The sequence below is a fragment of the Woronichinia naegeliana WA131 genome (assembly GCA_025370055.1).
GTDB classification, from domain to species: domain Bacteria; phylum Cyanobacteriota; class Cyanobacteriia; order Cyanobacteriales; family Microcystaceae; genus Woronichinia; species Woronichinia naegeliana.
This window is the reverse complement of sequence record CP073041.1, coordinates 5,549,456-5,567,191: the sequence shown is the minus strand read 5'-3', so window position 1 is coordinate 5,567,191 and position 17,736 is coordinate 5,549,456. Positions and strand designations below refer to the sequence as shown.

Below are 17,736 nucleotides of genomic sequence, written 5' to 3'. Positions count from 1 at the left end.
CATTACCTTATCTGGCATCCATAAACTTCCCACTGTCCAGTTGTAATCCTGATAATTTCTTTTCCCAATTCAATATTGTTGTTTTCGCGTAGCCGAATACTCGGGCTGCTGCATTTAATCCTATTCCTTCCATTCTGGCTTTTAATACTTTTACAATTTCACTTAATGGGGTTTCTAAGCCAGCGATTACGCTACCATAAGTCTCAGCAAAACAAGAACTACATTCTTGACAAATGAACATTTTACGTTCCCCATTACCTTTCGTTTGATAATGAGAATGTATTTTTACGTTTTCACTATAGCAATGAGGGCAGTTTTTCTGAAATAAGGCTTCCTCTTTCTCTTGGGGTAAGCCAATATCACTTAGGAGGTCAATTGAGCTTTTATTCAATGTTGACATTGCTTTCTGTTTTCCCTTTCTTTAATATAATGACAATAATAATAGTATAACAAAAACGGGAATATGTCCAGTCGTAAGTTATTTTCTATTTTCTCAAACTCTTACACCATAACTTTTTCTAGCTTTGATCACACGATACCAGTACCAAATACTTTTTAATTGAGTAATAGAATCTTCCCTTGCATGACTTTTAACCTCAACAATATAGGCAGTATTCAAATTACCATTGGTATAGGCGAGAACATCAATTTCTATGTGTTGCCCTTCTTTACTGACTCGCACGCTGGGACTAACGACTTCCATGCCAAAACGTTGTCTGAGAATCGTTTCCATTGAGGGAAGAGCTAAACCTTCGGTAAAGCTACCAAATTTTGAACCAAGTCCTCCAGGGCGAACGCATCTTATTTTTGAAAGGTAGGCTGGATAAGGGTTTCCGAGATCATGATTGATTTTTTATGAAACGCTGAAAGTCTTATCAGATAAGGAGTCTAGAATTTAGATGCGTTTGCCCTGCCAAGTCCTCCAATTTGTTTGCCTAATTCTTTGAGTTGGCGATCAGTTTGTTTGCCTAATTCTTTGAGTTGGCGATCAGTCTCTTTTTGAGCGGCGGTTAATTCTGCTAACAGTTGCCATACATTGTCTGCGGTGGTTGCCATAACTTATTTCTCTCTGTTGTGTTTGGATTTCTCTATTTTAATGAATTATCTGCGATGCCAAAGGCACGCTTCGCGCACGCATTTTAGTTGATAATTTAAAAAAGGCGATCGCTCAATCAGAGTGACAGTTGGAAGGAGTGCGAGTTATCCAACCTTTCTATCTCTCGGCTGTTAATCATCTTAAACCTAGACAGGCAAGAGGCTTAAGCTCCTTGTTACAGAACTTTCGACAAGATCACCATGCAATTTAAAGGCGCGACAGCTTAGGTTTTAGTAACAATCCAGAGTGTGCGACCTTTAGTTGATGAAGGAAAAGAAAAGTGTTAACATGAGATGAAAAGTGACAAAGAGGAAACAATGATGACAGCAAAACTAATTAATGTAGAGGGTTCAAAGATAAAAATAGAACTAACATTAGAACTCAGTCGTTCAATGTTGGATACAGAAATAAATATTCAAAAAGGCTTAAACGAAGTAGGTTGCATCGCCAGCAAAGAAGCCTTGAAATATTTAGATACAGATGGTTCACCCTTAAAAATCGGTGAAGAAATCTGGAAGAGTAAGGGAGAGCAACCGAAAGAATATCAAACACCTTATGGTGAGGTTATAGTGAATCGTCATGTATATCAGCGTTCACCTTTGAGGAAAAACGTATTGCCCCTTAGAAAGAGAAGCAAGGATAATCATAACATCAACGCCATTATTGGCAAAACAGGTATCCTCAAAAATGTCAGGGATGGCAGGCAAAGAGGTGAAAAATGATTTATTAGAAAATCATGGTAGAAAAGTAGCGCTATCCTATATCCAAAGATTGAGTGAAGCAGTAGGAAGTGTGGTACAGGCAAAAGAAGAAGCGTGGAGTTATGCCCCGCCCAAGGAGGATAGCCAAATTGCAACAGTGGGAATAGGATTAGATGGAACCTGTATGCTGATGTGTGAGGATGGCTACCGTGAAGCAATGGTGGGAACCGTTTCCCTATACGATAGTGAAGGCGAACGTCAACCTACAATCTATCTAGGTGCGGCACCAGAGTATGGAAAAAAGAGTTTTCTAGAAAGATTAGAAAGAGAAATTGAGCGAGCGAAAAACCGTTATCCAGAGGCAACATTGGTCGGGATAGCAGACGGGGCAGAATCAAATTGGAAGTTTTTAGAAAAGCAAACGGAAGAACAGATATTAGATTTCTATCATGCCTCTGGTTACTTAGGTGCCTTGGCAGAAGCGTTGCATCCGAATACCGTGTCAAAACAAAAAGAATGGTTGACTGAAAATTGTCGAGAACTCAAGCATGAAAAAGGAAAAGCAGGAGAACTGCTAAATCTGATGAAAGAAGTCAAAGAAGAAAAAAGTCATTCTAAGAATCTTACCGAGAAACTACAAGCGGCGATTACTTATTACGAGAATCATCAGCATCAAATGGATTATGCTGAATACTTAGAGAAAAAGTATCCGATTGGTTCAGGTGTTACGGAAGCAGCTTGTAAGACGTTGGTCAAACAACGATTATGTTGTTCAGGGATGCGATGGAAGGAAAAAGGAGCAGGAATTATTTTGAGCCTACGAGCTTTGGTATTGACCAAGGAACGATGGAGTCAATTTTGGGCAAAACTTGATCAATATGGGTTCCCTGTAGAACCCTGATTACAACAGCTTTTATCAACTAAAGGTCGCACCTAATCCAGAAAGGTTAAGCATTTGATATCATGGTTTCTAGCCCATCACCCGAAATCGTAAGTCATGTATTATTTGCCTGAACCGCCGTACTTTCTCGTATTTGTTGGACTTTGGATCGGTGTTACCTGTGGGTTAGCCTTTGAAGCAACCTTAAAGCAAAAAGTTAAAGTTTGGCTCAAAACGCCCGATAGTAGCCTCAAGGATTTGGAACTCCAGTTACCTTTCCTGGGGATTTGTCTGGGAATTTGCGTTTTTTTGTCCTCTGGGCTTGAAATTTTTCTGGGCAGTGCTTGGATTTCCTATGCGATCGCTGTACCGATTACCATTTTTATTGCGGCTTTAGTCTGGCGACAATTGGATAGTTTGTTGCAACAGCTTAAGGTTGGCGGTTCAAAGGCGATCGATTTGGATGTGTTTTAACAGTAATTGGTAAGTAGGATCTTAAGTCAAGAGGATGATTGATACGATGACGGCCTCTTCTACTGTTCAATTACCCCTAGTCGATCAGGCGGCAACCCTAGACTTTGGACAAAAACTGGGGCAATCTTTGCCCGCTGGAACGGTTCTCTTACTAAAGGGAGAATTGGGGGCAGGCAAAACAACGCTAGTACAAGGAATCGGTCTGGGGCTAGGGATTGTGGAACCGATTGTGAGTCCGACCTTTACCCTGGTTAATGAATACCATGAAGGTCGTATTCCCCTCTATCATCTTGATCTTTATCGTCTCGATCTCCTGGCTGTTAAGGGACTTCATCTAGAGCAATATTGGGATGAACGGGAAAATCCCTTGGGGCTAGTGGCGATCGAGTGGGCTGAACGATTATTAAACAAGCCCGAAAGTTATCTAGAAATTAATCTACAATATCGGGGGCAAGCAAGAGAAATTTGCCTTTTGAGCTATGGGGATAATCATTTAAACCAAGAGAGTTATTTATGACTAAGGGAGAATTAATTGTCGTAACAGGGCCCAGTGGCGTGGGCAAAGGCACGCTCGTCAAAGCGTTACTGGAAAATCAAAAAGATTTATTTGTCTCTATTTCTGCCACCACCCGTGAGCCGCGCCCAGGAGAAGTTGAAGGCCAGTCCTATTATTTTCTCTCCCAGTCTCAGTTTAAAGATTTGATTGAACAGCAACAACTGTTGGAATGGGCAGAATATGCAGGCAATTATTACGGCACACCTTGCTCTGCTGTGATCGAAAAAATTACCCAGGGTCACAAAGTTTTATTGGAAATTGAGGTGCTAGGAGCAAGACAGGTTAAAGAAAGTTTTCCTGAAGCTTTGCTGATTTTTATTTTGCCGCCCTCAGAAGCAGAGTTAGAAAAACGTTTAAGAGAAAGGGGTCTGGATTCCGAAGCCGCGATCGCCCGTCGTTTAAGTAAAGCCAAAGAGGAGCTAGCGGTGAGTCAGGAGTTTGATCATTGCATTATCAATGATGACTTGAATTTAGCTTTGAGCCAATTAGAACAAATTATCTGGCCAGCCATTACTAAACCCTATTAAAAAAAATCTCCCCAAAAAGGGAGACTTAAACAAAAATCACTAGTGGTCTGTCAATTTTCTATTTGTGGATAAAGACGCTTGAGACGGATACGAGCCTCAGCCGTCGTGAATTGCCAATCTACCGACTTTTGGGAATGATTGCGCTGAGTGTACCAAGCCGTTGTTTCTTGCTCTAAAGTTTCCCGATCTGGAATTCGACGAGCTAGGCATTGCCGAGTCATTGCGGACAGCTCGTTTTCAGCAATATTAAGCCAACTGCCATGTTTTGGGGTATGGTGAATTTCCAACCGTTCGACTAGACGACGAGCCGTGGAAGGCTCAAATGCTTCATATAGTGAGGCAAGTTTGTGAGTATTTAGGGCTTGCTGAAAAAAGCTGAAACCTTTACGGAGAAAAATAGTAGGCGAATTAAGAACCGCTAGAATGCACGAAAATAGGGTAGAATGCCTCAAAACCATTGCATTAAGAAGAGAGAAAGCAGATGTACCGAAAGCAACAGTACTCAATTGAAACACCAGAAAACTTGAAAAATCTGTTCGGCGGGCAGTTAGACGAAGAAAATCGTTGGATAGAAATGTCAAAAATGATTCTTTGGGAAGAATATGAGGAAGAATATGCAAAAAACTTCACAGAAAAAAAAGGAGCCCCAGCCAAATCATTTAGAATGGCATTAGGAGCATTAATTATCAAAGAAATTTCAGGAAAAAGTGACAGAGAAACAGTAGAACAAATAAAAGAGAACCCTTATTTACAGTACTTTATAGGAATGGAAAGCTATAGTAGCAAAGAAGCATTTAATGCGTCAATGATGGTTCATTTTCGTAAAAAAATAGGAATGGAATTAATAAATAAAATTAATAAAGAAATAGAAAAAAAAGCGACGGGTGTAGCGTCAGAAAAAAAAGAAAATGAAGGAAAGTTATTGTTAGATGCGACTTGTACACCAGCCTGACTTTTCCCGTTAAGTCCAAAATCCAGCAATGCAAACTTCTAGAGGCTTTATCTGGCAAGGGTTTGAGTAATGATTCTCTTGACAGGAAAAAAATATTCTGAAGCCATCATCCCGCTTATCGTTCAAATTTCAAAAACAAAGGATGAAGGGAGTATGAGACTGTAAAATGGAGAAAATCTTAAAGGGCAGGTCAAAAAATGTTGGAATGGTGGACAAAAAACTTTGCCAGTTGTGAATTGGGAGACGAGAGGCTAAACAATCGTGCCTTCTCGATTGGGAAAAAGTTAAGTGAGGGGTTTGGAAAAGCCTTATCAGAAGTGTTTAAGGGAGGAAACGAGTTAAAGAGGGCCTATGAATTTTTGGGAATCCGAAAACAGACTTTGTCAAGATAATAGAGCCGCACTGTGAAATGACAACTGCCGCCGTAGAAGAATATAAGATAATGCTATCAGTCGGAGATACGACCTTCTTAGATTATCGCAATATCAAGGAAAAAAGGGAAGGGTATGGGCCGACTGGAAAAGGAGGGAATGGATTAATACTGCATAGTGCTTTAGCAATTGAGCCAGAAAAAGGACAAGTATTAGGTTTATTATGGCAAAAACTGTGGAATAGGGAGGTAAAAGAAAAGCCCCCAACAGATGAAACGGCGAAGCAGAAAAAAGAAAGACAGAAAGAACAAAGAAAAGCAGCTCGTCAAAGACCATTTGAGGAAAAAGAATCCTACAAATGGGTAGAGGCTCTAAACACCTGTGAGAAACAGGTAGAAAGTTCAACGAGGGTAATTCATGTATTTGACAGAGAAGGAGATGTTTCAGAAGTCTTTGACTCAGTGCGTCAACTCAAGCATACAGGAGTGCTGGTCAGAGCGTCTCATAATCGTAGTTTAGACAAAAATAGTGAACGACTTTGGCAACATTTGGAATCAGAACCGATTCGTTTTCATCAAGAAATCGAGATTCCGAGTACAGGAAAAAGAAAAGCACGGAAGGTTAAGCTTGCCGTCCGATTTTGCTCAGTTAATCTACGAACTCCCTATCGTTTTGATAATCGTGACCCGTTGAATGTCTATGCTGTTTATGCGACAGAAATCGATTGTCCCGAAGGCGAAACTCCTTTATCTTGGATGCTTCTGACTACAGAAGTTGTTGAGACTATTGAGATGGCTGTCACTATTCTTCGTTGGTACACCTACCGATGGCGGGTTGAAGAATTTCATAAAGTCCTTAAGTCTGGTTGTCAGAGTGAGCGTTATCGACTTGCCTCTGATGGAATGAAAACTCTTTTGGGTTTTTTAAGTGTCATTGCTGTTGAACTTTTACACGTTACTTATCTTCATCGTACCCAGCCCGATGCTCTCGCGATTGAAATTCTTAATCCTCTTCAACTTCAGGTGTTAAAAGCAGCCGCCTCTCAAAAACTTCCCCCTATTTTGACTGTTGCTTGGGCTGTCGAGTCTGTTGCTTTTCTTGGTGGTTATCTTGAACATCGTCGTAAAACTCCTCTCGGTATCCAAGTCCTTTGGCGCGGTTGGTTGAAGTTGCATGACCTTTGCCAAGGCTGGCAGCTTGCAATCCGCACTTAACGGGAAAAGTCAGGTACACCAGCAGATATAAAATATCCAACGGATATAGGAATATTGAATGATGCCAGAGAAAAAACAGAAAAAATAATAGATAAGCGATATGAAGAAATAAAAGAAATAAAAGAGAAAAGGAAAGAAAAGCCGAGGACTTATAGGGAAGTGGCAAGAAAAGAGTACTTAGCCATAGCAAAAAAACGTCGTGTGTCAAAAAAAGAAAGAAGAAAAGGAACAAAAAAACAACTAGGATATATAAAAAGAAACTTGTCTCATATAGAAAAAATGATAGAAGAGGGAGCAAAGTTAGAAAAACTAACGAAAAAAGAGCAAGAAGAGCTTGTAACGATAGGAAAAGTGTATGAGCAACAGTTAGAAATGTATGAAAAAAAGACAAATAAAGTAGAAAACAGAATTGTGAGTGTAAGCCAACCTCACGTGCGTCCAATAGTGCGTGGAAAAGCGGGAAAAGCAGTAGAGTTTGGAGCTAAAATATCGGCAAGTAATGTGAATGGCTTTGTCTTCTTAGACAAATTAAGTTGGGATAATTACAACGAATCGGGAGATTTACAAGCGCGAATAGAAGAATATAAAAGGGAAACAGGATGTTATCCGGAATCGGTTCATGTGGATAAAATCTATCGAACAAAAGCGAATCGAGCTTATTGTAAAGAAAGGGATATAAGAATGAGTGGTCCCCGATTGGGAAGACCGCCGAAAGAGGTGAGCAAAGAAAAAAAGAAAGAGGCACGCTCAGATGAAAGAGTGCGTAATGCCATTGAGGGTAAATTCGGACAGGGAAAGAGGAAATTTAGTCTTGGTCGAGTGATGGCCAAACTACCTGAGACCTCGGAAACGGTAATTGCGATGAACTTTTTGGTAATGAATCTTTCTACTCTACTTCAGAAGACAAAAAGTAAAAAGTTGTAGAGTCGTTTTTCTTGTGAAAAATGGTGTTAATTTTCCTCTCTTTTGTGAGGAGTGATTTGTGTTGACCTTTTTAGACAGAAAGGAACAATAGATTAAACAAAATCTGTATTTTGATTTGTTTCTATAAGGATAAGTTATCTATGCTTTTTCAGTCCATACTTCCCTAACCCACATTTCTTTCGTTTTTTGACTTTTTCAGCAAGCCCTAAATATGTAAGCTGTGTTCGGTTAGCTCAAATTCTGGGCAATTTATCTCATGACAGTATCAATCGGTTCTTGTGGCGAGAGGACTATACACCCAAGGATTTATTTGATGAAGTGGCTCCGCAAATTGAACTAGAAGGCGGAACACTCAGTGTAGATGACACGGTAATTGACCAGCAATTCTAAATTTGCGCTGTAACAAGGGTTTCAGGTTTTAGTTCGCGTAATATGGGGTAAAGTTCAACGGGATTAACAAGTTCATTTTACGAGTCTTCCGGCTTTTAGGCACAGTAGTACGTGTAGAATTGCCCCCAAAACCCCCTTTGAAATGTTCTTTAAATCCCTAAAAGCCTTGCTGTGTCTAAAACTGAGAATTGCTGGTAATTGACAGGCCTTATAGTGACCAAGCCAAGGCTGAGTTAATCGATTACTTTTACTCAGGTAAACACAAAAAGGATCCTAGAGTGCAGCTAAAGATGGAAGTTTTATGGCTAAAAAGTCAGGGATTGTCTCATCAAAAAATTGCTCAATTCGCAGGAGTTTCAGTAAATACGGTGACAAGCTATATCCGTGATTATCAAGAGGGCGGGATAGAAAAACTAAAAGAAATAAAATTTAATCGCCCGAAAAGCGAGTTAACAGAGCATCAAGGGACAATTGAGGCATATTTTGAGTCAAATCCACCAGCAACAATAAATGAAGCAGTAAAAAGAATAGAAGAATTAACAGGAATAAAAAGAAGTCCGACGCAAGTCAGAAAATTTTTAAAGTCAATAGGAATGAGGTGTCTAAAGGTGGGAACAATTGCATCAAAAGCAGATGTAGAAGCTCAGGATAGCTATAGAGAAAAAGAGCTAGAACCAAGGCTAGAAGAGGCAAAAGCAGGAAAAAGGGCAGTTTTCTTTGTAGATGCCTCTCATTTTGTAATGGGAGCATTTGTAAATTTTATATGGTGCTTCAAGAGGATTTTTATTAAGTCACCATCAGGGAGAAAACGTTTTAATGTGTTAGGAGCATTAAATGCAATTACCCATGAAGTAATTATGGTAACGAACAGTTCTTATATTACGGGAACTCAGGTTTGTGAACTCCTAGAAAAGATAGCAGAATTAGGACTATTAATACCGATTACGTTGGTATTAGACAATGCTCGTTATCAAAAATGCCGAATTGTACAGGAGTTGGCAGAATCATTAGGAATAGAGTTACTGTACTTACCTCCTTATTCTCCTAACTTGAATTTAATTGAAAGACTGTGGAAGTTTGTGAAGAAGAAGTGTTTATACGCAAAATATTATGAAGATTTTACGCAGTTTTCTGCAGCAATTTCAGGATGTCTTGAGGATGCTAACGTAAAATATAAGGAGGAGCTTGATTCTCTGCTCACCTTACGATTTCAACGCTTTGATAAATCTCAGATTATGAACGTTTGAAGTATAGAAAGGTATGACTACGAATATGAACGGAATGGGGTGAGCAATTTGTTTATGTTTTCTGAACCCCTAGCTGGATGGCGACACGTAGGAGTAACCGAACATCGTACTAAAAAAGATTATGCTTATCAACTGAAATTTCTGGTCGATATTTATCATCCAGAAGCCGAAAAGATAACACTTATTCACGACAACCTGAATACCCATGTTTCCTATGCCTTATATGAGACCTTTGAACCCCAAGAAGCCAAGCGTATCCTTGACAAACTGGATATTCATTACACCCCTAAGCATGGTAGTAGGGCTGATTCATTCTCTGGTTTGATTCCTTTTTTGTCTCTCTTCAATCGCTTATGGGGTAAGCAAAGTAAGGTATTTTTAAAAATTTTCAGATATTTATTCTGAGAAATCGCCTTAAAACCTTGCCAGATAAGGATTTGATTGATTGAGATTTGTTAGAATGAATCAGCCCTACTAAGCATGGTAGTTGGCTCAACATGGCTGAGATTGAGTTGAGCGTTTTATCTCGTCAATGTTTAGCCCGTCGTATTCCTGACAAGGAAACTCTCAACAATGAAATTGCTGCTTGGGAAAAACACCGAAATGAACAATTGCGTACCATTGATTGGCAATTTACCACTGATGATGCTCGCATCAAACTCAAGCGGCTTTATCCATCAGTTCTACCTTGACTGACTACTAGGTTCGTTTTGTGGACTTTTTCAGCAGACCCTAAATACGTTTCAACTCAAAAAGGACTCGTAGCAATACGAATAGGGTAGGGCATACCCGAATTTAACGCTTGGGGAGAATCCCACCTCTGGTTAAAGCACTGCAAGGTACTTTAGTTAAGTGGTTTCGTTGAGCCAAGAGTCCTCGTTGCTTCAGCACGAGGAGTGTCAACATAATCCTAATCATAGACTCTAGCTATTCCGTCTTTTTGATATTTCCCACTCTGACCCAGCCCACTTGATCACTATCAGGGACTTTAACCTTGACCCATTCCCCATCACTACTTTTTTCTAAAACCACCAAAGCATCATTATAATCAACCCCTCCCACTCGTTCAGAGGTTTTATCGGGGTTGGCTCGCAGACTTAATCCCCCTGACCAAACTACCTTAGCCTGGTAAGCTCCGGCGGGCAACTCTTCTTTTTTATCATCAGGAGACGGCGTTGCTGATGGTTCCGGCGAAGGAGACGCTTTTGCCTCCTCTGTCTTTGGTTTTTCTTCCGTTTTCGTCGTCTCTCCTGTCTGAGCCTGATCAGTCTTCTGATCATCTTTCGTTGCCGTAGTGGTTGGCTTTACCGTTGGCTTTGGTTTAACCACTGTTTTATTTTCTTCAGGAAAAACAGGACGGGGAGGTGTAGCTGCTAGACGGGAAAAGACCAAATAACCCACTAGAGAAACACCCCCAACGAAAATTAAGAGGCCCAGAAAAAAGCCTAGGGTAAATTGTAATACGCCAGAAAAACGTTTCATCAGAAAAATTGGGTAGAAACCCCGTCCCTTAGCGATAGCGGAGGGCGGCTTTATATGGGTTAGTGAGAAACAATCAACCCGTTAGAACGACGAATCAATTGAATCTTACTAGCAGCTATCTGTCCCAATCGTTTCCAATTGGCATCGCTAACAGATAACTGTTTTTCGGTATTTCCACTGGCATAACCGATTCCTTTAGGCGAAGAAATCAAGTCTCCTTTACGGAACCCATGTCTTGTGGTGGAGCCACCATATTTGCGTCGCTTGCCACCCTTGGCAGGAACCATTAGATGAAGTTGACGGCGACTAACAGGAGGACGTTTAACGATGGCAAAAGGAGCATCTGTTACTTCAACAGAGCCTTTCCATTCGTGGCCATGCCCGTTAGAGGTATGGAATGGCAAATAATCTAAAAAACGAAAACAGGCGAGAGTAATTCCATCGTTAGCATGGCTTTCTGGAGTTTGTTCTGCCTTATTTTCGGACTTTTCTAAACCTAGATGTTTTCTGAGATTAGAGGTTTGCCAACCAAGGCGAGTGTGGACTTTAGCAATCTTAGAAAGTTGCTCGATAGCCCATTTTTGACCGACCATAACAGCCGAGAATCCTTTGCCTAATTTGGCTCCTTTTCTGCCCGATGTTTGATCGACATCGGCTTTAACGTACTCAAAGTAAATATCAGTAATTGGATAGATTTTGGCTAATTCAGAAACGACTCTTAGTTCAAGTTGGCGATTAGCTTTTATTGAGGGAGCTAATTTTCCTTGTCTTCTATTAGAGAATCGTTTTTGACGATGCGCCCGTAGGTCAAAGGAGAGTTTACGGTCGAGCCGTCGTCCTCTTCTTCCTCGTCGCATTAATCTCCGATTGTCCATCCGTTCCCTTACTCGTTTAAAGGGAAGTTCTAAATGAGCTTGACCGAGAGTGAAAAGAGATGATTGAACACCGATGCCAGAAAATAATTTACCTGGGTCAATACCGATGGCAATGGGTTGAGTTTTATCGCTAGAAGATTCGGTAGTTAGCTGGACATAGAAAATATCCAAGTCATTAAATCTACCAATAGCTTTTCCTTCTTTGAGCCACCGTCTAGCCCGACTAGGTTTAGTTGGCATTAACGGTTTTCCGTCTTTTGAGATAACAGGAACTCTTGGCATGGAGATAATCCTTAAGAGTAAAGTTAAAGTCCCTTCGCCCACCTAACAAACCATGTCTTGTCTTACAACGCCTTACCAATAAGGCTTAGAGGGAATCCGAACTAGGGAAGTATTCGGAGGTCTGTAAGATTGTTAGGCTAATCAGGGCTATTCACCGCTTACGTCGATCCAATTGGTTAGATCAATCCCCGTCCCTTTTAGGGCGGGGTTGGTGAAAGATTATCAATACTGTAATCGTTAGGAAATAAAGTATTAAACCATGTCTATTTTGGGAACGGTCATTTTTTGAAATGTATTTCAGGGGATCGACTTGAGCGATTAAAAACTATGGGTTTCGAGTTAGACGGGGTTTATTTAGTGGTTTTAATTAAGCGGGTTTTACAAACCGCCAAAGCGATATTCACGATTCGCCAATCGCGCTTTACCGGCCGCGGCCCAATCTTGCAAAAATTGGATTTGCTCCTGGGCAGTCCTAGCTAAAGGAATGATCTGGCTGGCTGCTTCTAAGATATCATCTGTGGTGAAGTCGCGATTCTGGCTAAAACCAATGTGCATGGCTTCAATTAAAGTTTGTTCTATTTCAGCCCCCGAAAAATCTGGGGTTTCGTAGGCAAGACGTTTAATATCGTACTCTTTGAGATGATGGGGCCGTAGATGGGATAAATGGACGTTAAAAATAGCTTCTCGTTCCACCTGGGCCGGTAAGCCCACAAAGAAAATTTCATCGAAACGTCCTTTCCTTAACATTTCGGGGGGAAGGGTTTGAATATTATTGGCGGTGGCCACGACAAAGACAGGAGAACTTTTTTCTGCTAACCAGGTGATAAACGTGCCAAAGACCCGACTACTGGTTCCGCCATCGCCGCGACTATCTACACCAGAAAAGGCTTTATCAATTTCATCGATCCACAATACACAGGGAGCAAGAGCTTCCGCGAGGCTAATCATCTGACGGGTACGAGATTCCGATTCTCCAACCAAGCCCCCAAATAATCGACCCACATCTAAACGTAAAAGGGGCAAGTGCCAGTGATGGGAAATGGCTTTAGCCGTCAGGGATTTACCCGTGCCTTGGATGCCGACCAGTAATAGACCTCTGGGATAGGGTAAACCGTAGGATCTGGCTCGTTCACTAAAGGCTCCCCCTCGGCGGAGTAGCCAATCTTTGAGGTTGTCGAGGCCACCAATATCGTTAATTTGTTCGGTGGCAGGATAAAAGTCGAGGATTTGGGTCTGGCGGATGGATTGACGTTTTTCCGCTAACATTAATTCCACGTCATCGGCTTCAATTTGACTATGGCTGGCTAAACAACGGGTGAGGACACGGCGAATTCTTTCCAGAGAAAGCCCCTGGGCGGCACGAGCGAGATCATCTAAAAGTTTCGGATTCAGAGATTGCCCGGTGGTTGCTAATAAGCGTTGAATTTCCGTTTTAATTTCTGGGTTAGTGGGAAGTGGAAAGTCAACGACGGTTAGGACTTCTGCCAGGTCGGTGGGAATTTGGAGTTGGGGTGAGAGGATAACCACATTCTTGGGTTGGGATTTGAGGCGACGAGCGAGGTTTCTTAATTTTCTAGCAATGGATACGTCTTCGAGAAAGCGGTGAAAGTCTCGCAGAATAAAAATTCCACCCACTTGATCCGGTAATTTTTCAACAAATTCCAACGCCTGTAGGGGATTCCGCTTGCCGATATTTTCATTATTGGGATTATCTTGATAGCCTTCCACAAAATCCCAAATATAGATGGCCCGTTTGCCTAACCGTTGGCCACAGTCGGCGATCGCCGTTTCAACCCGTTCTTCTTCGGTGGTGGGAATATAGAGAAGAGGATAACAAGCGCGGAGGAGCAGTTCAAACTCGTCTTGGAAACTCATGGTTTAGGCTAATTAAAATGTGGGCGTATTGCGAGAAATGCGTAGATTAATTAAGGATAAAATCAAGATGAAAATAAAGAGAACTAAGCCAATAGCAGAGGCATAGTTAATTTCCAAATCCTGAAAAGCTCTCTCATAAACGTAATAAACCACCGTTTTAGAATGATTTAAGGGGCCGCCCTGGGTCATGATATAAACTTCTTCAAATACCTTCATAGCCGAAATCGAAGAAATCACTGCTACTAACAATAAATAGGGTCGCATTAAAGGTAGTGTAATATCCCAATGTTTTTGCCAGCCATCGGAACCATCGATCGCCGCCGCTTCGTACAATTCTGCGGGAATCCCCTGAAGACCGGCTAAGTAGATCACCATATAATAACCTAAACCTTTCCAAATCGTCACCACCATCACACTCCAGAGGGCTAATTGGGGACTAGTTAACCAGGGAATACCTTCGGAAAAACCGATCATTTTCAGTAATTGATTTAAAATTCCATCATTAGCATAGAGAGCCTTCCAGGCAATGCCCGCCACCACCATTGAAATAATAACGGGCGTATAGTAGGCCATCCGAAAAAAGGCCATGCCCCGTAATTTTTGATTGACTAAAATTGCTAAAGCTAAAGGAGCCATTACTAAAACGGGAACAACACCGATTAAGTAACAAAAACTATTGGTTAAAGTTTGCCAAAAGACTTGATCCTGGGCCAAGCGTTGGAAATTTTTTAATCCGACCCACTGGGGAGCTTGGGTAAGATCAAGATCATACTGAGTAAAACTGAGAGAAAAAGCTTGAAAAGCGGGATAAAAAACGGCAATCCCTAAAATAATCAGGGCGGGGAGGAGAAAAAGGTAGGGGGTTAAGGTAGGTAAGATTTTTTTAAAGAAAATATTCATAATTGCTCGTTTAATAAATACAGGTAAATACCAGTTAAAGCATTAACTAATTGATTATCAACTATTAACTATCAACTAATTAACCGTTCCTTGCTGAAAAAGACGACCAATAACTTCTTCAATCGGTGGGTCGGTGACACTTAAATCTAGCACTTCTAACTCCGATAAAATACGAGCGATCGCCGATGTGAGTTGCTCCCGTTGTACAAAAAAGCGAACTGCTTGGCCATCAATGCTTTCAATTTCACCATATTTCTCTAACGCAGTTTTAGAAACGCTTTGGGCTAGTTCAACTTTAACTTGTCGGCAGGGGGCAAACTTTTCTAACAGTTCTGCTAAGTCGCCATCATACATTAATTGCCCTTGATGAATCAGTAAAACCCGTTTACACAAAGCGGTAATATCGGCCATGTAATGACTGGTCAATAAAATAGTTGCTTGATAACGGTGATTATATTCCCGTAAAAAATCCCGCACGGCTACCTGGGCATTGACATCTAATCCTAAAGTGGGTTCATCTAAAAATAAAACCTGGGGATGATGAATTAAAGCAGCGAGTAATTCGGCCTTCATCCTTTCCCCTAAAGATAGTTTGCGAACGGGTTGTTTGAGTTGATTTTGGAGGGAGAGCATTTCTGTGAGTTCTCCCAAACGTTGTTTAAAAATTGCCTCTGGAATACGATAGATGGCCGCGTTAATTCGCAGGGAATCCATTGTCGGTAAATCCCAAATTAATTGCTGTTTCTGTCCCATCACCAAACTGGCTTTTTCGAGAAATTGGGTCTGACGACGAAAGGGATCAAAGCCTGCCACCTGTACGATTCCGCCAGAGGGATGGATTAATCCCGTTAACATTTTTAGGGTGGTGGTTTTGCCTGCGCCATTGGGGCCAAGAAAGCCGACTACTTCCCCTGCTTCGATGGTAAAAGAGACATTTTGTACAGCCTTGATTTCTCGATAGGTACGGTGAAAAAAATGGGTTAAGGTTCCTTTGAGTCCAGGAGACTTAACGGTGACGGGGTAGCTTTTACTCAGGTTTTTAGCAGAAATCACGGCTAAGGTCAGAGGGAAGGGGTTTGGATTAAACTTTTTGCCGTTTCAGCGACTTGTTCAAAGGGATCTTGCGCTAATTGACTGAGGGCAGCCTGGGCTTCGGGTTGGGGGAATTTACTCAGGGCGATCGCCAAACGAAAACGCACTTGCCAATCTTCATCCTCTAGGAAGGGCAAAATTAGGGGTAGGACTTCGGGTAAACCCAGATCACCGAGGGCACTTAGAGCAGCCGTTTTGATCAGTCCATTGTCAGAAGTAAGGGCGAGTTTGAGCAAATCAAAGCCGCGAATATCCCCCATTTCTCCTAGGGTTGCCACAATGCTCATTTTTAAAACCCATTCTGGGGTTTGCTCATAGACCAGTTGGAGATCGTCCAGGGCTTCGGTAAATTTTAACGCACCTAAAATATCGGCGGCGGCGGCTTGGACATCTACTTCAGGATCATTTAGGAGACAATCACGTAAAATAGCCAGGGTTTCACTCCGATTTTCATTGCCCAGGGTATCCAGTTGACTGACCGCCGCATAACGGATGCGGACATTGCGATCGCTGGTTAGGGGTTTAAGCAGGGGAAAAGCCAGATGGGGAGGTAACTGTCGGAGTAAATTAAGACCTCGAAGGCGATCGCTAAAATCTTCGGAGGCAAGCAGGGGTTGAATGGATTCGGGAGTAATGGTCATGTTGCTTAAATGGGTTGGGGCAAGTTTCGTACCGTGAGGGCGGAGTTGGTGACACTTGATACAATCTTTTAAGATTAGGTTATCAAAAAAATGGGTTTAAAACCCTGTCGTTCTACGACGGCTTTAATTAGACATCTCCAAAAACTGGAAAGCCTAGTCTAGCAAGCAGTGTAGCTAAATCTAGACTCAGTAGACTTCTTGGTACATAGACGAGTTTACAGGGCTTTCAGACCTCCAAATTCAATTCTGGCAAAAAACAATGACTCATCTTTACCTCAATTACCTGCCCTGATTCGCTACATTTTATAATGCTTAATATCAGCGCATTTATCCTTAGTCTCACCAATCCACATACTGTTGAGATTAATGACTTATATCTTCCCTTTCTTAGTCTAAATTTTTCTTGCATCACTTTGAATACTTTGAGCAATCGAATCATATGTTCAACCACTACTCGTCGAGACGATAACCAACTATTTCTTTCTTTTTCTTCTTTGCTTAATTCTCGCCCCTTTGGTTTCTTTTTTGGTGTTGTTAATTGGAATTCTCCCTCGTAGGCTTTATCACCTAGAAAGCCTTGTTCTTGATGGAATTTAGCCAATCTTTGACGTAATATTTGTACATCGCTCTTTGAACCTATTTCTCCTATCACAACATCCACAATCTCCTTGATTTTTGGGCAAATGATTATTTGGCTTTTTGAGGTATGCCTTTTTTGTTTACCTGAGTAGTATGGTTTTTGTGCCTCCTGCCCTAAAGGTCTTTCTACTGGTTGTTCTGTCGCATCCACTATTAGTTCATGTTGGATTAGCTCCTCTTTAACTTTTTCTATTTCTTCTGGCAACTTTTTTAGTTGTTCAAATAGACTTGCTGGTAAATTTTCTCCGAATAGTGACTGCCAATAATTGAATATATTATGGGCAGACGATTCACTTATTTCAAACATTATTCCTAGTAGCTGAAAGGTCGGATAATGCCTTAAGTAAACTAGCATTAAAACTATTTGCTCCTCCTCTGATAATTTCGGTTTATTTCCACCACCTGCTTTAATCAGTGTGGTTTTGCTTTCTTCAAATTCTTTTTTAAGTAATTTGCCATAGGTTATAAGCTCTAATAATTTTGGGTACTCTATTCCTAACAACCTCTTTGTTTCTTGAGGCTGTTTTTGAATATAAGCCCACATATAGATGTATTCAGGCATAGTTACTCCTGTCTAAATTTCTATGATTATAGCATATTTGTCGATTTTATAGTATT

At 41.2% G+C, this 17,736-nt stretch carries 15 protein-coding genes and 8 pseudogenes; 12 read left to right on the top strand and 11 right to left on the bottom strand.

Going from position 1 to position 17,736, the window contains the following annotated elements:
• Window positions 1-7: 7 nt before the first annotated feature.
• The 3 genes from KA717_28090 to KA717_28080 form a co-directional block, all read right to left on the bottom strand.
• Entirely contained in the window at window positions 8-400 is a 393-nt protein-coding gene (locus KA717_28090) for a hypothetical protein (protein UXE59606.1), read from the bottom strand.
• A 93-nt stretch (window positions 401-493) separates the two neighbouring features.
• Window positions 494-733, bottom strand: coding sequence for a hypothetical protein (locus tag KA717_28085; GenBank protein ID UXE59605.1), 240 nt, complete (start codon window positions 731-733; stop codon window positions 494-496).
• A gap of 155 nt (window positions 734-888) precedes the next feature.
• Window positions 889-1,056 (bottom strand): hypothetical protein, encoded by a 168-nt coding sequence (locus KA717_28080; GenBank protein UXE59604.1) that lies wholly within the window; start codon window positions 1,054-1,056, stop codon window positions 889-891.
• A 360-nt stretch (window positions 1,057-1,416) separates the two neighbouring features.
• Here KA717_28080 and KA717_28075 point away from each other — a divergent pair.
• The 4 genes and pseudogenes from KA717_28075 (at window position 1,417) to gmk (ending at window position 4,234) form a co-directional block, all read left to right on the top strand.
• Window positions 1,417-2,698, top strand: a pseudogene (locus KA717_28075) (ISKra4 family transposase).
• A gap of 96 nt (window positions 2,699-2,794) precedes the next feature.
• Complete coding sequence (locus tag KA717_28070) at window positions 2,795-3,151, top strand: hypothetical protein (GenBank protein UXE59603.1); 357 nt, start codon at window positions 2,795-2,797, stop codon at window positions 3,149-3,151.
• Between the two features lie 34 nt (window positions 3,152-3,185).
• Complete coding sequence (gene tsaE, locus KA717_28065; protein UXE59602.1) at window positions 3,186-3,668, top strand: tRNA (adenosine(37)-N6)-threonylcarbamoyltransferase complex ATPase subunit type 1 TsaE; 483 nt, start codon at window positions 3,186-3,188, stop codon at window positions 3,666-3,668.
• On the top strand, window positions 3,665-4,234 hold the full coding sequence (gene gmk / locus KA717_28060) for a guanylate kinase (protein ID UXE59601.1): 570 nt from the start codon (window positions 3,665-3,667) through the stop codon (window positions 4,232-4,234). The genes tsaE and gmk overlap by 4 nt, the downstream gene beginning before the upstream one ends.
• 50 nt (window positions 4,235-4,284) lie before the next feature.
• On the opposite strand, the pseudogene KA717_28055 reads toward gmk, so the two are convergent.
• A pseudogene (locus tag KA717_28055) lies at window positions 4,285-4,593 on the bottom strand (transposase).
• Between the two features lie 122 nt (window positions 4,594-4,715).
• On the opposite strand from KA717_28055, the pseudogene KA717_28050 reads away from it, so the two are divergent.
• The 8 genes and pseudogenes from KA717_28050 (at window position 4,716) to KA717_28015 (ending at window position 10,024) form a co-directional block, all read left to right on the top strand.
• A pseudogene (locus tag KA717_28050) lies at window positions 4,716-5,183 on the top strand (transposase).
• A gap of 200 nt (window positions 5,184-5,383) precedes the next feature.
• Window positions 5,384-5,578: a transposase gene (locus KA717_28045; protein UXE59600.1), complete on the top strand. Its 195-nt coding sequence runs from the start codon at window positions 5,384-5,386 to the stop codon at window positions 5,576-5,578.
• 17 nt (window positions 5,579-5,595) lie between these two features.
• Window positions 5,596-6,771 carry an IS4 family transposase gene (locus tag KA717_28040; protein ID UXE59599.1) on the top strand — a complete coding sequence of 392 codons (1,176 nt, stop codon included), beginning with the start codon at window positions 5,596-5,598 and terminating at the stop codon, window positions 6,769-6,771.
• A gap of 18 nt (window positions 6,772-6,789) precedes the next feature.
• A pseudogene (locus tag KA717_28035) lies at window positions 6,790-7,695 on the top strand (IS5 family transposase).
• A gap of 186 nt (window positions 7,696-7,881) precedes the next feature.
• Window positions 7,882-8,082, top strand: a pseudogene (locus tag KA717_28030) (IS701 family transposase).
• Between the two features lie 275 nt (window positions 8,083-8,357).
• Window positions 8,358-9,332, top strand: a pseudogene (locus KA717_28025) (IS630 family transposase).
• Between the two features lie 6 nt (window positions 9,333-9,338).
• A pseudogene (locus tag KA717_28020) lies at window positions 9,339-9,632 on the top strand (transposase).
• Between the two features lie 176 nt (window positions 9,633-9,808).
• A pseudogene (locus tag KA717_28015) lies at window positions 9,809-10,024 on the top strand (IS630 family transposase).
• Between the two features lie 235 nt (window positions 10,025-10,259).
• On the opposite strand, the gene KA717_28010 reads toward KA717_28015, so the two are convergent.
• The 7 genes from KA717_28010 to KA717_27980 all read right to left on the bottom strand — a co-directional run bounded on the left by KA717_28010 (window position 10,260) and on the right by KA717_27980 (window position 17,662).
• Window positions 10,260-10,733: an SH3 domain-containing protein gene (locus KA717_28010; protein UXE59598.1), complete on the bottom strand. Its 474-nt coding sequence runs from the start codon at window positions 10,731-10,733 to the stop codon at window positions 10,260-10,262.
• Between the two features lie 140 nt (window positions 10,734-10,873).
• On the bottom strand, window positions 10,874-11,929 hold the full coding sequence (locus tag KA717_28005; protein ID UXE59597.1) for an RRXRR domain-containing protein: 1,056 nt from the start codon (window positions 11,927-11,929) through the stop codon (window positions 10,874-10,876).
• 420 nt (window positions 11,930-12,349) lie between these two features.
• Complete coding sequence (locus tag KA717_28000; GenBank protein UXE59596.1) at window positions 12,350-13,846, bottom strand: AAA family ATPase; 1,497 nt, start codon at window positions 13,844-13,846, stop codon at window positions 12,350-12,352.
• Window positions 13,847-13,858: 12 nt separating this feature from the next.
• Window positions 13,859-14,746, bottom strand: coding sequence for a sugar ABC transporter permease (locus tag KA717_27995; protein ID UXE59595.1), 888 nt, complete (start codon window positions 14,744-14,746; stop codon window positions 13,859-13,861).
• Window positions 14,747-14,821: 75 nt separating this feature from the next.
• On the bottom strand, window positions 14,822-15,799 hold the full coding sequence (locus KA717_27990; GenBank protein UXE59594.1) for an ATP-binding cassette domain-containing protein: 978 nt from the start codon (window positions 15,797-15,799) through the stop codon (window positions 14,822-14,824).
• 8 nt (window positions 15,800-15,807) lie between these two features.
• Window positions 15,808-16,479 carry a HEAT repeat domain-containing protein gene (locus KA717_27985; protein ID UXE59593.1) on the bottom strand — a complete coding sequence of 224 codons (672 nt, stop codon included), beginning with the start codon at window positions 16,477-16,479 and terminating at the stop codon, window positions 15,808-15,810.
• A gap of 226 nt (window positions 16,480-16,705) precedes the next feature.
• Window positions 16,706-17,662, bottom strand: coding sequence for a transposase (locus tag KA717_27980; protein ID UXE59592.1), 957 nt, complete (start codon window positions 17,660-17,662; stop codon window positions 16,706-16,708).
• Window positions 17,663-17,736 lie beyond the last annotated feature (74 nt).

What these genes read in the sequence shown, in the direction of transcription:
- KA717_28080 (UXE59604.1), bottom strand. Translation starts at nt 1,056, where the DNA reads ATGGCAACCACCGCAGACAATGTATGGCAACTGTTAGCAGAATTAACC.
- KA717_28070 (UXE59603.1), top strand. Translation starts at nt 2,795, where the DNA reads ATGTATTATTTGCCTGAACCGCCGTACTTTCTCGTATTTGTTGGACTT.
- KA717_28045 (UXE59600.1), top strand. Translation starts at nt 5,384, where the DNA reads ATGTTGGAATGGTGGACAAAAAACTTTGCCAGTTGTGAATTGGGAGAC.
- KA717_28005 (UXE59597.1), bottom strand. Translation starts at nt 11,929, where the DNA reads ATGCCAACTAAACCTAGTCGGGCTAGACGGTGGCTCAAAGAAGGAAAA.
- gmk (UXE59601.1), top strand. Translation starts at nt 3,665, where the DNA reads ATGACTAAGGGAGAATTAATTGTCGTAACAGGGCCCAGTGGCGTGGGC.
- KA717_28085 (UXE59605.1), bottom strand. Translation starts at nt 733, where the DNA reads ATGGAAACGATTCTCAGACAACGTTTTGGCATGGAAGTCGTTAGTCCC.
- KA717_27995 (UXE59595.1), bottom strand. Translation starts at nt 14,746, where the DNA reads ATGAATATTTTCTTTAAAAAAATCTTACCTACCTTAACCCCCTACCTT.
- tsaE (UXE59602.1), top strand. Translation starts at nt 3,186, where the DNA reads ATGATTGATACGATGACGGCCTCTTCTACTGTTCAATTACCCCTAGTC.
- KA717_28000 (UXE59596.1), bottom strand. Translation starts at nt 13,846, where the DNA reads ATGAGTTTCCAAGACGAGTTTGAACTGCTCCTCCGCGCTTGTTATCCT.
- KA717_27985 (UXE59593.1), bottom strand. Translation starts at nt 16,479, where the DNA reads ATGACCATTACTCCCGAATCCATTCAACCCCTGCTTGCCTCCGAAGAT.
- KA717_28040 (UXE59599.1), top strand. Translation starts at nt 5,596, where the DNA reads ATGACAACTGCCGCCGTAGAAGAATATAAGATAATGCTATCAGTCGGA.
- KA717_28090 (UXE59606.1), bottom strand. Translation starts at nt 400, where the DNA reads ATGTCAACATTGAATAAAAGCTCAATTGACCTCCTAAGTGATATTGGC.
- KA717_27980 (UXE59592.1), bottom strand. Translation starts at nt 17,662, where the DNA reads ATGTGGGCTTATATTCAAAAACAGCCTCAAGAAACAAAGAGGTTGTTA.